At 70.4% G+C, this 15,008-nt stretch carries 11 protein-coding genes and 2 pseudogenes; 10 read left to right on the forward strand and 3 right to left on the reverse strand.

What is annotated here, in order from left to right; translation table 11 throughout:
- Positions 1 to 72 precede the first annotated feature (72 nt).
- From Rai3103_RS01055 to Rai3103_RS01075, 5 genes are all read left to right on the forward strand, one after another.
- Complete coding sequence (locus tag Rai3103_RS01055) at positions 73 to 726, forward strand: Maf family protein (RefSeq protein WP_153571017.1); 654 nt, start codon at positions 73 to 75, stop codon at positions 724 to 726.
- A 12-nt stretch (positions 727 to 738) separates the two neighbouring features.
- Positions 739 to 1,668: a decaprenyl-phosphate phosphoribosyltransferase gene (locus Rai3103_RS01060; protein ID WP_153571018.1), complete on the forward strand. Its 930-nt coding sequence runs from the start codon at positions 739 to 741 to the stop codon at positions 1,666 to 1,668.
- Positions 1,669 to 1,686: 18 nt separating this feature from the next.
- On the forward strand, positions 1,687 to 2,445 hold the full coding sequence (locus Rai3103_RS01065) for a decaprenylphospho-beta-D-erythro-pentofuranosid-2-ulose 2-reductase (protein WP_153571019.1): 759 nt from the start codon (positions 1,687 to 1,689) through the stop codon (positions 2,443 to 2,445).
- A gap of 172 nt (positions 2,446 to 2,617) precedes the next feature.
- Entirely contained in the window at positions 2,618 to 3,286 is a 669-nt protein-coding gene (locus Rai3103_RS01070) for a LamB/YcsF family protein (RefSeq protein WP_194793215.1), read from the forward strand.
- Between the two features lie 147 nt (positions 3,287 to 3,433).
- On the forward strand, positions 3,434 to 5,200 hold the full coding sequence (locus tag Rai3103_RS01075; protein WP_228489373.1) for an acetyl/propionyl/methylcrotonyl-CoA carboxylase subunit alpha: 1,767 nt from the start codon (positions 3,434 to 3,436) through the stop codon (positions 5,198 to 5,200).
- A 184-nt stretch (positions 5,201 to 5,384) separates the two neighbouring features.
- On the opposite strand, the gene Rai3103_RS01080 is transcribed toward Rai3103_RS01075, so the two are convergent.
- Positions 5,385 to 6,803: an NAD(P)H-quinone dehydrogenase gene (locus tag Rai3103_RS01080; protein ID WP_228489061.1), complete on the reverse strand. Its 1,419-nt coding sequence runs from the start codon at positions 6,801 to 6,803 to the stop codon at positions 5,385 to 5,387.
- Between the two features lie 289 nt (positions 6,804 to 7,092).
- Here Rai3103_RS01080 and Rai3103_RS01085 point away from each other — a divergent pair.
- Positions 7,093 to 7,847: pseudogene (locus tag Rai3103_RS01085) on the forward strand (purine-nucleoside phosphorylase).
- Positions 7,844 to 9,531: pseudogene (locus Rai3103_RS01090) on the forward strand (phospho-sugar mutase). The pseudogenes Rai3103_RS01085 and Rai3103_RS01090 overlap by 4 nt, the downstream one beginning before the upstream one ends.
- A gap of 115 nt (positions 9,532 to 9,646) precedes the next feature.
- Here the strand turns inward: Rai3103_RS01090 and Rai3103_RS01095 are convergent.
- Both Rai3103_RS01095 and Rai3103_RS01100 read right to left on the reverse strand, forming a co-directional pair.
- The gene (locus Rai3103_RS01095) at positions 9,647 to 11,290 is read right to left on the reverse strand and encodes a solute symporter family protein (RefSeq protein WP_153571022.1); all 1,644 of its coding nucleotides are present in this window, start codon (positions 11,288 to 11,290) and stop codon (positions 9,647 to 9,649) included.
- Positions 11,290 to 11,727, reverse strand: a complete 438-nt coding sequence (locus Rai3103_RS01100; protein ID WP_153571023.1) for a DUF485 domain-containing protein — start codon at positions 11,725 to 11,727, stop codon at positions 11,290 to 11,292. Before Rai3103_RS01100 ends, Rai3103_RS01095 begins: the two co-directional genes overlap by 1 nt.
- Before the next feature lie 289 nt (positions 11,728 to 12,016).
- Between Rai3103_RS01100 and Rai3103_RS01105 the strand changes: the two genes are divergently transcribed.
- The 3 genes from Rai3103_RS01105 to Rai3103_RS01115 all read left to right on the forward strand — a co-directional run bounded on the left by Rai3103_RS01105 (position 12,017) and on the right by Rai3103_RS01115 (position 14,960).
- Positions 12,017 to 13,378: a purine-cytosine permease family protein gene (locus tag Rai3103_RS01105; RefSeq protein ID WP_153571024.1), complete on the forward strand. Its 1,362-nt coding sequence runs from the start codon at positions 12,017 to 12,019 to the stop codon at positions 13,376 to 13,378.
- Positions 13,379 to 13,624: 246 nt separating this feature from the next.
- Positions 13,625 to 14,218 carry a DUF222 domain-containing protein gene (locus tag Rai3103_RS01110; RefSeq protein ID WP_194793216.1) on the forward strand — a complete coding sequence of 198 codons (594 nt, stop codon included), beginning with the start codon at positions 13,625 to 13,627 and terminating at the stop codon, positions 14,216 to 14,218.
- Positions 14,219 to 14,375: 157 nt separating this feature from the next.
- A complete protein-coding gene (locus tag Rai3103_RS01115) occupies positions 14,376 to 14,960 on the forward strand; it encodes an HNH endonuclease signature motif containing protein (RefSeq protein WP_153571026.1) in 585 nt (194 codons plus the stop codon).
- Positions 14,961 to 15,008 lie beyond the last annotated feature (48 nt).

The raw sequence follows: 15,008 nt of genomic DNA on the forward strand, positions 1-15,008 counted from the left end.
CTGTCGGGCGTGACACCACGCACCCACGATCGAGCCGGGGAGACCGCTCCGCGACCGGGCCACAGCCTCACCATGAGGCACCGGCTGGTCCTGGGGTCGGCCTCCCCGGCTCGTCTGTCCACCCTGCGCGCCGCGGGACTGCATCCCGAAGTGATCGTCTCCGGGGTGGACGAGGACGGCGTCGACGCCGCCGGCCCGGCGGAGCTCGCCGACCTGCTGGCCCGGCTCAAGGCCGAGGCCGTGGTGACCGAGCTCCGGGCCCGGTCCGCCGGTGCCGGGCCGGCCGCCCCCACCGCCCCCGCCGGCACCACGATCGTGATCGGGTGCGATTCCGTCCTCGACCTGGACGGCGTGGCGTACGGCAAACCGCACACCGCCCAGGTGGCGCGGACCCGCTGGCGGATGATGCGGGGCGCCACCGGCGTCCTGCACACCGGCCACCGGGTGGTGGTACTGACCGGCGACGAGCTCGTCGAGACGGCAGCCGTCTCGGGGACCGGCAGCACCGTCGTCCATTTCGGCACTCCCTCCGACGAGGAGATCGACGCGTACGTCGCCACCGGCGAACCCCAGCGGGTGGCGGGGGCCTTCACCCTCGACGGGCTCGGTGGCGCCTTCGTCTCCGGGGTCGAGGGCGACCCCCACAACGTCGTCGGGATCAGCCTGCCGCTGCTGCGGCGCCTGCTGGCCGGTCTGGGGATCAAGTGGGTGGACATGTGGCAGTAGGCTGACGCCATCATGAGTTCGACGCCCGATTCCGGAATCGCCCCGCAGCTGACCGACGCGCCCGCCCGCCCCCGCCGCTTCCTTCCGGCGTGGCTGCGGGCCATGAGACCCAAGCAGTGGATCAAGAACGTCCTCGTCCTGACCGCCCCGCTGGCTGCTGGTCGCATCGGTGAGCCAACCGTCCTGCTCGCCACCCTCCTCGCGATGGTGGCGTTCATCGCGGTCTCGGCCGCCATCTACCTGCTCAACGACATCCACGACATCGAGGCGGACCGCCAGCACCCGAAGAAGCGGCTCCGTCCCATCCCGGCCGGCGAGCTGCCGATCCCGCTCGCCTGGGTCCTCGCCGGACTGACCGGCGTCGGCGGCCTCGCGCTCGGCTTCTCGGTCTCCCCCGGTCTCGGCATCACGCTGACCACCTACGTCGTCGTGCAGTTCCTCTACTCCTATTTCCTCAAGGACTTCCCGGTCATCGACCTGGCGGTCGTCGCGTCCGGCTTCCTGCTGCGGGCGGTCGCCGGTGGCGTCGCGAGCGACATCCCGCTCAGCCAGTGGTTCCTTCTGGTCGCCTCCTTCGGCTCGATGTTCATGGTGGCCGGCAAGCGCTACTCGGAGATGCGCCACCTCGGCCCCGAGGCGGGGACCCGCAAGTCGCTGGCGTCCTACACCGAGAGCTACCTGAAGTTCGTCTGGGAACTGGCGGCCGTGGCCGTGGTGATGTCCTACTCGCTGTGGGCCTTCGACCAGCGCCTGGGTGGCTACACCAAGGGGTTGTGGGCCGGCATCTCGATCTTCCCGTTCGCCATGGCGATGCTGGAGTACGCCTTCCGGATCGACCGTGGCGAAGGCGGCGCCCCCGAGGACGTCGTCCTGCACGACCGAGTGCTCCTCGTACTCGGCCTGGCGTGGCTGGTGACCATCTGCCTCGCCGTCTTCCTCTGACCCCCAGGAGATCCCCTCATGATGGACGCGACCGCGAACCCCCGCACCTTGCTGCTGCTCGGTGGCACCTCAGACATCGCCTTGGCCATCGCCCGCGCATACGCCGCCGAGAGCCCGGCCCTGGACGTGGTGCTGGCGGCCCGGCCGACCGAGCGTCGCACGGCGGCCGCGGAGTCGCTGCGGGCCGAGGGTGTCGCGGTGCGTGAGGTCGACCTCGACGCCCGCGCAACGGACACGCACGCCGCAACGATCGAGGAGGCCTTCAGCGGGGGTGACATCGACATGGCCGTGGTGGCGTTCGGCGTGCTCGGCGATGCCGAGGGTGCCTGGCAGGATCCGCAGCAGGCGCTCGAACTGGCCGAGGTCAACTACACCGCCCCCGTCCACCTCGGTGTCCTGCTCGCCGGACGGATGCGCCAGCAGGGCCAGGGCCAGATCGTCCTGCTCTCCAGTGTCGCGGGCGAGCGGATCCGCCGCTCCAACTTCGTCTACGGCTCCACCAAGGCGGGTGTCGACGGCTTCTACCGCGGCATCGGCGAGGCACTGCGCGGCTCCGGCGTGAACGTGCTGGTGGTGCGCCCCGGGTTCGTGAAGTCCAAGATGACGACCGGCCTGAAGACGGCCCCGCTCGCGGTGACCCCCGACGAGGTGGCGGCCGAGGTGGTCGACGGCGTCCGCGCGCACCGTACGGTGATCTGGGCGCCGAAGCTGTTCCAACTGGTCATGCTGGTGCTCCGCCACGTCCCGCAGCCGATCTTCCGCAAGCTCCCCTTCTGAGCGGGCCGAAGCCGCTCGAGATCGCTCCTGACCAGGAGCGTGCCGCCCGCGCCGGGGACTCCGGCGGGGCGGCGGTTCCGTTGCGAGGACGGGACGCACCCGCGGGAGGCGGCGTATCCTCCCGATGACCCCCATGGCTCGGCTGCCCCGAGCCGAAGAGAAGGCAGACGCAGTGCAAGTGGACCTCAATGCGACGATCGGCGACACCATCCGGGTCGAGGCGCTCCAGCACGATGAGGCCGTGCTCCCGTACGTCTCGAGCATCACCATCCCGGCGGGCCTGCACGCCGGGACGCCGCGCGTCATCCTCGCCGCGATCCGCCGCGGCCTGGCCGCGGGTGTGCGGCTGGGTGCCGGCGTGGGCTACCGGGACTTCCTGGGGGGTGGCGACCGCTACGTCGACGTCGCGTTCGAGGATCTGTACGCCGAACTGATCTACCAGATCGGGGCCGTCGACTCGCTCGCCTTCACCGAGCAGGGGCGGCTCTCCTACGTCCGTCCCAGCGGGGCGCTGGCGCGGATGGCCGGTCGCCGCAAGGACCACGCCGAAGCCATCCTGCGGGCCATCGCGTCGTACGACCCGGAACTGCCCCTGGTCGTCCACCACCTGTCGCCGCTGCTCGGGATGGCCCGTGACGCCGGCCTGGAGGTGATCGTGGAGTATTCGGCCAGTTCGCTGGAGCGGATGCGCGCCTCGGTGGGCCGGATCGCGGCCGACGGACATCCGGAACAGTCCGTGTCCCTCCATCTCGACCCCGTCACGGCACCGGTGGTGGTCCGAACTCTCCGTGAACTGGGTCACACTTTCGGGGCTCCCCTCACGGCACGGCGCGGGATGTGATTTTCGGCGCACCGGCCTGCGGAACGACCCTTGTCGGTGGGTTGAACAAGCGCTCACTCCGGGCCCGGACAACCCCTAGACTCTGGCCTGACAGTGCCGTCATGGCCGGGGAAGCCGTCGGGCGGTTCAGAGTGGAACCCAGGAGGAATAGTGCCCATCAGCAAGGTGCTCATCGCGAACCGAGGGGAAATCGCGGTCCGTGTGATCCGCGCAGCACGTGACGAGGGAATTGCCAGCGTCGCCGTCTACGCTGATCCGGACGCCGATGCCTTGTTCGTGAAGCTCGCAGACGAGGCGTATGCGCTGGGTGGCGCGACGCCCGCCGAGTCCTACCTCGACATGGGCAAGATCATCGACGTCGCTCGCCGCAGCGGAGCCGACGCCATCCACCCGGGCTACGGCTTCCTCGCCGAGAACGCGGACTTCGCCCAGGCCGTCATCGACGCAGGCCTGATCTGGATCGGCCCTTCCCCGCGGTCGATCCGTGATCTGGGTGACAAGGTCGCCGCCCGTCATATCGCTCTCAAGGTCGGCGCACCGCTGGTTCCCGGTACGCCGGACCCGGTGGCGAACGCTGACGAGGTCGTCGCCTTCGCGCGTGAGCACGGCCTGCCGATCGCCATCAAGGCTGCCTTCGGCGGCGGCGGGCGTGGCCTCAAGGTCGCCCGTACGCTCGAGGAGGTCCCCGAGCTCTTCGAGTCGGCCACCCGTGAGGCCGTCACCGCCTTCGGCCGTGGTGAGTGCTTCGTCGAGCGCTACCTCGACAAGCCGCGCCACGTCGAGACCCAGTGCCTCGCCGACCAGCACGGCAACGTCGTGGTGGTCTCCACCCGTGACTGCTCGCTGCAGCGCCGCCACCAGAAGCTCGTCGAGGAGGCCCCGGCCCCGTTCCTCAACGAGGACCAGATGAACCGCCTCTACGAGTCCTCCAAGGCGATCCTCCGTGAGGCCGGCTACGTCGGCGCGGGCACCTGCGAGTTCCTGGTCGCCCAGGACGGCCTGATCTCCTTCCTGGAGGTCAACACCCGCCTCCAGGTGGAGCACCCGGTGTCGGAGGAGGTCTCGGGCCTGGACCTCGTCCGGGAGATGTTCCGCATCGCCAACGGCGAGGAGCTCGGCTACGGCGACCCGGAGCTGCGCGGTCACTCCTTCGAGTTCCGCATCAACGCCGAGGACCCGGGCCGCAACTTCATGCCTGCCCCGGGCACCGTCACCGAGTTCGTCGCCCCGCAGGGTCCGGGCGTCCGCTTCGACGACGGCTACCGCAAGGGGATGACCGTCCCGGGCTCGTTCGACTCCCTCGTCGGCAAGCTGATCGTCACCGGCGCGACCCGCGAGCAGGCGCTGCAGCGCTCCCGCCGCGCGCTGGACGAGCTGGTGCTGGAGGGCATGCCGACCGCCATCCCGTTCCACAAGGTCGTCATCGATGACCCGGCCTTCACCGCGGCCGACGGCAAGTTCGCCGTCCACACCCGCTGGATCGAGACCGAGTTCGACAACCAGATCCCGCAGTACGACGGCGCCCCCGGCGAAGGGGGCGAGGCCGAGGAGAAGCGGACCGTCGTCCTCGAGGTGAACGGCAAGCGCGTCGAGGTCAGCCTGCCGGCCGGTCTCGGCAGCATGAGCGGCGGCACGAACGCCGCCAAGAAGCCGAAGCGCCAGAAGTCCAAGTCGGCCGTCAAGGAGGCCTCCGGCAACTCGGTGACCGCACCGATGCAGGGCACCGTGGTCAAGGTGGCCGTGACCGACGGTCAGGAGGTCACCGAGGGTGACCTGGTGGTGGTGCTCGAGGCGATGAAGATGGAGCAGCCCATCAACGCGCACCGCACCGGCATCATCACCGGCCTTGCGGTCGAGGGTGGCCAGACCGTCCAGTCCGGCGAGGTGATGTGCGAGATCATCGACGCCGAGTGATCCTGACGGGCCCCTGACGGGGCTCGCTGGACCGACGTCCGACCGGGCCGTCGTCCCGTCCTCCCAGCGAGGACGAGGCGGCGGCCCGGTCGCGTCCGCCGTACATGGCCCGGGACGAGGAAGCGCCCGGGCGAGGTCCTGATGACCCCACCCGGGCGCGTCTCAGCAGCCCGGCGTACGCGACTCAGTTGGTCAGCTGGGCGGTCGCGGTCTGGCCGTGCGTGTGCAGGCGGCGGGCCGCCTCCGCGATCGAGCCCGACAGAGACGGGTACACGGTGAAGGCGTGGGAGAAGTCGTCGACCGAGATCCGCTGGGCGACCGCCAGCGAGACCGCGTGGATCAGTTCGGAGGCCGTCGGGGCGACGATGACACCACCGACGATGATCCCGGTCAGCGGCAAGCAGAACAGCTTCACGAACCCGTCGGTGAAGCCCTGCATCTTGGCGCGGGCGTTGGAGGCCAGCGGCATCATGACGACCTCGGCGGTCGAGTGGCCTTCGTCGATGTCCTTCTGCGTGACGCCGACGGTGGCGATCTCCGGCGCGGTGAAGATGTTCGAGGCGATCGTCTCCTGGCGGAGCTGGGGAACGGCATCGCCGAGGGCGTGCCACATCGCGATCCGGCCCTGCATGGCAGCGACCGAGGCGAGGGCGAAGACGCCGGTGCAGTCCCCCGCCCCGTAGACGCCCCGGGCCGACGTCCGCGACACCTTGTCGACGGTCACGTAGCCACGCTTGTCGAGCTCGACGCCCGCCTCCTCCAGGCCGATACCGGCGGTGTTCGGGATGGAGCCGACCGCCATCAGGACGTGCGACCCGACGACCTCACGGCCGTCCTCGAGGCCGACCACGACACCGTCACCCTCACGGCGGGCCGACACGGCGCGGGCGCGGCTGATGATGGTGATGCCGCGGCGCTCGAAGACGTCCTGCAGCACGCGGGCGGCGTCGGGGTCCTCGCCGGGCAGCACCATGTCGCGCGACGACACGAGAGTCACCCGGACACCCAGGGCGTCGTACGCGTTGGCGAACTCGGCGCCGGTGACGCCGGAGCCGACGACGATCAGGTGCTCGGGCAGCTCGGTCAGGTTGTAGACCTGCGTCCAGTCGAGGATCCGCTCCCCGTCCGGCATCGCGTCCGGCAGGACCCGAGGGTGTGCCCCGGTGGAGACGAGGATGACGTCGGCCTCGAGCCGCTCCTCCCCGAACTCGGTGGTCGCGACGACCGCGCGGGTGCCCTCCAGACGGGCCTTGCCGCGGACGATGCGTACGCCCTCCTTGACCAGCCGCATGGCGATGTCGCCGGACTGGGCTTCGGCGAGCTGGATGACGCGGGTGTTCACGGCAGCCAGGTCCGTGGTCACCGTCAGGGTGAGGTCCTCGTCACCGGCCGGGGAGTAGAGTCCCTGCCCCGAGGCCTGCTCCATCGTGGACATCACGTTCGAGGTCGCGATCAGGGACTTCGACGGAACGCAGTCCGTGAGGACCGCGGAACCTCCTATCCCGTCGCTGTCGACCAGGGTCACCTCCCCACCGAGTTGCGCCCCCACGAGGGCCGCTTCGTAGCCGCCTGGTCCTCCACCGATGATCACAACCTTGGTCACATCGGGCATTCTTCCATGAGGTCGCGGTCTGCGCGGCCTCACGACCCTCCCGGTGCCGTGACACGGATCGCACGGGCCTGCGGTGCCACAGGGCGGCACCGCGGTCGTCGCCCGCGGGCCGTGCGGCACGTGGCAGACTCTCGCCCATGAGCCCCGAGACGACCGCGACGACCGGCGCGGGCTCCCCCGTGCCGGCCACCCCGGATCCCCCTCCCCGGATCGATCGCCCGGTGCCGGGGCAGCGGAGAGCGGCTCCTGGCAGGACGTCGCCGAGCGTGCCGCCGCGGCCATGCTGACCGGCCTCGCGATCGACCACGCCGATGTGGCCGTCGTCCTGGGATCCGGCTGGGCCGATGGACGTGACGCCCTCGGCACACCGCTGGCCAGCATGGCGCTCGAAGGACTCCCCGGGTTCCGGGCCCCGGTCGTCGCCGGGCACGGGGGTGAGGTGCTCGCGATCCGTACGGCCACCGGAGCGATCGCCCTGCTGTTCACCGGCCGTACGCACCTCTACGAGGGCACCGGCGTCGAGGCCGTCGTCCACGGCGTGCGGACCGCCGCGGCCGCCGGGGTACGGACCCTGGTGCTCACCAACGGCTGCGGGTCCGTACGACGCGACTGGGAGCCGGGCACCCCGGTCCTCCTCCGGGACCACATCAACCTGACCGGCGCCACGCCGCTGCGCGGCCCGTCGTTCGTCAGCATGTCCGACGCCTACTCCCCCGCCTGCGGGCGGCGCTGCGCCGGCTCCGACCGGAGCTGCCGGAAGGGGTGTACGCGCAGTTCCACGGCCCGCAGTACGAGACACCGGCCGAGGTCGAGTATGCGCGGCGGATCGGTGCCGACCTGGTCGGGATGTCGACCGCGCTGGAGACCATCGCCGCCCGCGAGCGGGGCCTGGAGGTCCTCGGCCTGTCCCTGGTCACCAACCAGGCGGCCGGGGTGGCCGACCGGCCGCTGGACCACGCCGAGGTGCTGGCAGCCGGCAGGGCCGCCGGACCCCGACTGCGGTCGCTGCTCGCCGACGTGATGGAGGTGCTGTGACCGCCCTTGCCGGCCTCCTCGACCGGGCGGCGGCCTGGCGGGCGGAGGACCCCGACCCGCACACGGTGGCGATCCTCGACGGCCTGGTCACCGCCGCCCGCAGCGGGGATGCCTCCGCCCTGGCCGAGTTGCACGCGGCGTTCGCCGGCCCCTCGAATTCGGGACCGCCGGCCTGCGCGGTCCCCTCGGGCCGGGCCCCGCCCGGATGAACCGGGTCGTCGTCAGCCGGGCAGCCGCCGGTCTGGCGCGCTATCTCCTCGACAACGGACAGGGAGGCGGGCGCGTGCTGGTCGGCCACGACGCGCGTCACGGGTCCGCGACCTTCGGGCGCGACACCGCCGAGATCCTGGCCGGCCACGGGCTCGATGCGGTGCTGGTGCCGCAGCCGGTCCCCACCCCGGTCGTGGCGTACGGCATCCGCGCGCTCGGCTGCGTCGCCGCGGTGGTCGTCACCGCCTCCCACAATCCCGCCGCGGACAACGGCTACAAGGTCTACCTGGGGGACGGATCGCAGATCATCCCGCCGGTCGACGGCGAGATCGCGACCCGCATCGCCGCCGCGAGCGCCGAACCGCTGGCGAGCCTGCCGCGGGCTGCGACCTGGCGCACGGCCGCCCCGCAGCTGCAGGAGGCGTACGTCGCACGGGCCGCCTCCCTGCTCAGCGAGCCCCGGCCCCGCGCGCTGGCAGCGGACTCCGGGCGCCCGCTGCGGTGGGTCTACACGCCGCTGCACGGTGTCGGGCTGGCGACCGTGCAGCGGGTCATCGACGCCGCGGGGCTGCCCGCACCGACGGTCGTGGCCGAACAGGCCGAGCCCGATCCGGACTTCCCCACCCTCCCGTTCCCCAATCCGGAGGAACCCGGAGCCCTGGACCTGGCGCTGGGCCTCGCCGCACGCACCGGGGCCGACCTGGTCATCGCTCACGATCCCGACGCGGATCGCTGTGCGGTCGCGGTCCACGGACCGGACGGCTGGCGGATGCTGCGAGGCGATGAGCTCGGTGTCCTGCTCGGCGCCGACCTGCTCGAGCGCGGGGTGCGCGGGACGTACGCGAACTCGGTGGTCTCCTCCACCCTGCTGGCGCGGATGTGCGCGGCGGCCGGGGCACCGCACACCACGACACTGACCGGGTTCAAGTGGATCGGCCGCGTGCCGGACCTCGCCTTCGGGTACGAGGAGGCCCTCGGCTATTGCACTGATCCGGAGGCGGTCTCCGACAAGGACGGGATCACCACCATGGTCCGGGTGCTCGACCTGGCGGGTCGGTGCGCCGACGCGGGTGGGACGCTGAGCGATGTCCTCGACCGGGTGATGCGCACCCACGGCCTCCATGCCACCGACCAGCTGTCCTTCCGGTCCGAGGAGACCGAGCTCATCGCGGGCGCCATGCGACGACTACGCGACGCGGCGCCGGCGACCCTCGGCGGAGAGCCGGTGCGGACCGTCGACCTGCGTGAGGGGACGCCGGATCTGCCACCCACCGACGCCGTGCTCCTCGAGGCACGTACGTCACGGGTGGTGGTGCGCCCCTCAGGGACCGAGCCGAAGCTCAAGTGCTACCTCGAGGTGCGGGCCACACCGGAGGAATCGACCGACCTCACCACGGCCCGCGAGCGGGCCACCGGGCATCTGGCGGGTCTGAAGGCCGAGATCGCCCTGCTGCTGGGGCTGGACGGCTCCTGACCCGAGCGGCGTCGCGGCGTGCCACCCAACCGACGAACACCCAACCGATGAACACCCCGGGGTCGGGCCGCTGAGCGGCCCGACCCCGGGGTGCGTACGTATCAGCGCGTCCGGTTCAGTGGACGATGGCCTCCCCGGCCCCCAGACCGGTCATGGAGCGGACCTCCATCTCGGCCTGCAGCGCCTTGTCGGCCTTGTTCTTCGCCGTGACCGTGCCGAGCCAGCCCATGAAAAACGCCAGAGGGAGCGCGACGATCGTCGGGTTGGTCAGCGGGAACCAGGCGAAGTCGGCGTGCGGGAAGAACGCGGACTTGTCCCCGGAGATGGCCGGCGAGAACGCGATGAGCACCACAGAGGTGATCAGGCCGGTGTAGATCGACCAGACCGAGCCACGGGTGTTGAACGAGCGCCAGTACAGCGTGAACAGGATCGCGGGGAGGTTCGCGGCAGCCGCGACGCCGAACGCCAGCGAGATCAGGAACGCGATGTTCTGACCGTTGGCGAAGATCCCACCGATCACGGCCAGGATGCCGATGATGACGGAGGTGGCGCGAGCGACCCGGACCTCGGAGGCGGCGTCGACCTTGCCGCCCTTCAGGACGTTGTTGTAGATGTCGTGGGCGAAGGACGCCGACGCGGTGATGGTCAGGCCGGCGACGACCGCGAGGATGGTCGCGAAGGCGATGCCGGAGATGATGCCCATCATGATCTCGCCGCCGAGCTGGAGGGCCAGCAGCGGGGCCGCCGCGTTCGCCTTGCCCGGGGCGCCGGCGATGAGGGTGTTACCCATCCCGCCGGTGTTCTGGCCGACGAGCCAGATGGCGCCGTAGCCCAGGAGGAAGGTGACGATGAAGAACAGGCCGACCAGGTTGATCGCCCACACGGCCGAGCGGCGGGCCTCCTTGGCCGTGGGCACGGTGTAGAAGCGCATCAGCACGTGCGGCAGGCCCGACGGGCCGGTGACGAGCGCGATGGCCAGCGAGATGAAGGACAACTTCGTGGCCCAGTCCTTGCCGTACTGCAGGCCGGGCTTGAGGATGGCCTCGCCGCCGGTGTGGTGGGCGATGGCGTCCCGCAGCAGGTGCGAGACGTTGAAGTTGGCGTAGACGAGGACCCACAGGGCCATCACCGTCGCGCCGGTGACCAGCAGGACGGCCTTGATCATCTGCACCCAGGTGGTGCCCTTCATGCCGCCGATGAGGACGTACGCGATCATGATCGCGCCGACCACGACGATGACCAGGTTCTGCCCGATCGTCGACTTGATGCCGAGCAGGAGGGCGACCAGGCCGCCCGCGCCGGCCATCTGGGCCAGCAGGTAGACGAAGGAGATGACCAGGGTCGAGATCGCCGCGGCCGTACGGACCGGCTTGGCATCCATCCGGAACGACAGCACATCGGCCATGGTGTAGCGGCCGGTGTTACGCAGCGGCTCCGCCACCAGGGTGAGGGCGATGATCCACGCGACGAAGAAGCCGACGGAGTACAGGAAGCCGTCGAAACCGTTGATCGCGATCGCGCCGGTGACGCCGAGGAAGGCGGCCGCCGACAGGTAGTCACCGGTGATGGCCAGGCCGTTCTGGCGACCCGAGAAAGCGCCGCCGCCGGTGTAGAAGCTGGCGGCGGCCTTCTTGTCAGCATTACGGCTGACCGAGATGACCACACCCATCGTCGCGATCACGAAGACGGCGAAGATCGAGATGTTGATGAGGGGGTTGCCGAACTGGACGGCTTTGGCGGTGTCGAGCAGGGTCAGCATCACAGGGCCGCCTTCTTTTCCAGGGCCTCACGCAGGGCGGTGGAACGGGGGTCGAGGTTCTTGTTGGCGTGGCGCACGTACGCCCACGTGACGAACCAGGTGCTGGCGAAGGCCAGCAGGCCCAGGGGCACGCCCCACGGGATGTAGCTGCCGGCGATCCGCGCGCCCATGAAGGCGGGCGCGTACGTCGACAGCAGGACGAACACGAAGTAGTACCCCACGAAGGTGATCACCATCGGGAAGGCGAACCGCACGTGCGACGTGCGCAGGGCCCGGTACTCGGCGGAGTTCTGGACAGCGATGAAATCGATGCCCTCAGGATCGTGATGCCCGTCGCGGTCCTTGTCCCAGATCTCAGGGAGGGGTGCGTGGTGCTTCGGGAGATTGGCCTCCACTTCCGGCAATTCGGAATGGGGCGATCGGGTGTGCGGCGTCATTGTCGCTCCTCATGAATCAGCGGGGTGACTGGGCCCCGTTGGTTGTCCTTAGAGATTGGCTGTAAGCCGGCTCACAGGTCAACTCGGGTACCACACAGGAGTCCGTGATCTCAGTCACATGCATAAGGGCGTGCGGAGGCCGTGATAATGTCAGGAGAACTATTTCCCCGGGAGTCCGCGCCACATGGCGGGCTGAGAGGGTCGAGCGCCACGAGGTCCACAGCCTCAGGGCTGGTCGGCCGACCGGACGAACCTGACCGGATCATGCCGGCGTAGGGAGCTGATCTCCATGACAGTCGAATCACCGCAATTGTCGACCACCGAGCCCGGTGGCGTGGACGGACGAGGCGTCGAGGCGCCACTGGTGCTGAGCACCGAGCCACCGCGCACCCTCGGGGTGTGGGCACAGACCGCCCTGTGGGGCAACCTCGGCATCTCGCTCTTCGGGCCCCTCACCGGTGCTCTGATCGGCCTGTCGGTCGGCTCTGTCGGCCTGGGCCTGCTCGCCACCGTTGTCGGCTGCGCCATCGGCGCGGTCATCCTCGGCGGCTCCGCGACCCTCGGCTCGGTCACCGGGGCACCCTCGATGGTCGCGCTGCGCGGACTGCTCGGACGGCGCGGCTCGACCGTGCCGACCGTGCTCAACATCCTCCAGAACATCGGCTGGGGGACGATGGAGCTGATCGTCATCTCCACGACGGCGGCGACGATCCTCGGCGCGGGCTGGCGCTGGCCGTTCGTGCTGCTGGCCGGGGCGGTGACCACGACGATGGCCGTACGCCCCCTCGGATCGGTGAAGCTGCTGCGCACCATCATGGTGTGGCTGGTGCTCCTGTGCTCGGCCTACCTCTTCGTGATGGTGCTGCGCCAGCCGTCGCACCCGATCGACCAGACGAACGTGATCGGCTTCTGGCCCGCTGTCGACCTCGCCGTGGCCGGTGTGGTGTCGTTCGCCCCGCTGGCCGCCGACTACTCGCGGCACTCCCGTTCGACGAAGGCGGCCTTCACCGGCGCGGCCGTCGGTTACGGCCTCGCCGCGATCGCGTACTACGCGCTGGGAGTGTTCGCCATCGCCCACCTCAACGGCGACCTGTCGGACGCCAAGCTCATCGGCGCCCTGGTCGGGCTGCCGGCCGGCGGCGTCGCCCTCTTCATCCTGATGGTGGACGAGGTGGACGAGGCGTTCGCGAACATCTACTCCACGACGATGTCGGTCCACAACCTCGCCCCCTCCATCGACCGCCGGGTGCTGTCGATCGGCATCGGCATCCTCTGCACCCTGCTGGCGGGACTGATGGATTTCTCCCGCTACCAGAGCTTCCTGTACCTCATCGGGTCGGTCTTCGTGCCGCTCTTCACGGTGGCCGTGGTCGATTTCGCGCTGATCCGACGCGGCGCCTGGGACGTCTCCGACCGAGCGCCGTTCCGATGGGCCCCGGTCGTCGCCTGGCTGGTCGGCTTCCTGGCCTACCAGCTGATCTACCCGGGTGACATTCCCGGCTGGTCGGACCTCTGGACCGCAGCCGCTGAGGCAATCCACTTCACGGCGCCCAGTTGGCTCGGGTCCTCGGTGGGATCGATCGTCGTGTCGGGCGTGGCGATGGCGCTGCTGGGACAGCTCGGGCGCGGGCGGTCACGGCTGCAGGCCTGAGCCGTAACGCTGCCCTGCCCTCACCGACAGCCCTTCCGCTGCTCTTGGCTTGATATCTGCCTGCCGTCCGCTCGCCATCGGCCTGCCACCCGGCCTGCCGTCCGCTCGCCATCGGCCTGCCACCCGGCCCGCCGTCCGCTCGCCATCGGCCTGCCACCCGGCCCGCCGTCCGCTCGCCATCGGCCCTCGGACAGTAACCGTTCACGTGTCTGAAGAATGTCTGAGGCTGATCGTACGGTTGGGGACATGGAACGGGAGTGGGGGACCCGGACCGGCCAGGCGATGGCCGGGATCCTGGGATTGCTGGACGGGCTGCTGGACGGGCCCGACGAAGACCGGGCGCTCGCATCTGATGCGGAGCGGCTGGCCATGACAGAAGCGGCGATCGAGGCCGCGGATCGGCTGCGCATCCTGGCCGGCGTACTGGTCGCCGAGACCGAGGCCCACGGCTCGGATCTCGCGGTGACGGGGCTGGGGGTGGTGAGCTGGCTCGCCGACACCCGCCGGATGACCAGCCGCGAGGTGTGGGCCCTGGTGCACGAGGGCCGCGATCTGGCCGCCCTGCCCGCACTACGCGCGGCCGGCCTGGCCGGGAGGGTCTCACCGCCGCAGGTCCGGTCCATCAGCCGAGTGCTCGCCCAGTTGCCCGACGAGCTCGGCACCGAACAGCTTCGGCAGGCCGAACTCGACATGGTCGCGTACGCTACTGAGTTCGATTCCCAGGGCCTGTCGACCCTCTCGGAGCACCTACTGGAGGTACTCGCCCCGAGATCATCGAGGAGCAGGAGGCCAAGCGGCTGGAGCGCGAACTGCGCCGCGCCCGCAAGAACCGGGAACTGATCCTCACCGACGACGGCCACGGCTCGGTCCAGATCAAGGGCAAACTGCCCGTCCTGGCCGCCCAGACCCTCATCACCCAGATCGACGCGCTGGTCGAACGCGACCGCCGACGCGCCCTCGACGCCCTGGACCCCTCGCCGAGGAGCTGACCCCGACGATGCGCCGGGCCGACGCGCTGGTGGCGCTCGCCGAGGCCGCGGCGCTGCACGGCGACGCCCCGCTCCACGGCGGTGACCGTCCGCGCGTGGTCGTGACCATCCCCGAGGAACGACTGCGGGACAGGGCCGCGACAGGCGGACTGATCGCCACCGGGGAACGGATCGCACCGGCTGACCTGCGCCGTCTGTGCTGCGACGCCGACGTCCTACCGGTCGTCCTCGGCGGGGAGGGTCAGGTGCTCGACGTGGGTCGTGAGCATCGCCTCGTCACACCGCCGATCCGCACCGCCCTGACCGTACGCGACGGCGGCTGCGCCTTCCCCGGCTGCGACCGGCCACCCGCCGCCTGCCACGCTCACCACATCATTCCCTGGCAGGAAGGCGGACCGACCTCGCTCGACAATCTCGTCCTGGTCTGTCCCCACCACCACGGCATCGTGGAACCGGCAACCGACACCAGCGCAAGACGCTGGGAGATCCGCCTGGGAACGGACGGCATTGCCGAGGTCCTCCCGCCCGTCCATGTCGACCGGAGCCGCCGACCGCGGCGCCATCAACGGTTCCGACTCCCTGACGTCGCCTGAGCGGGGGCGGGAATGCTGTCGCCGGCCGGTGCGCCGGCCGGAACTTTG

This window comes from Raineyella fluvialis, assembly GCF_009646095.1.
GTDB lineage: Bacteria > Actinomycetota > Actinomycetes > Propionibacteriales > Propionibacteriaceae > Raineyella > Raineyella fluvialis.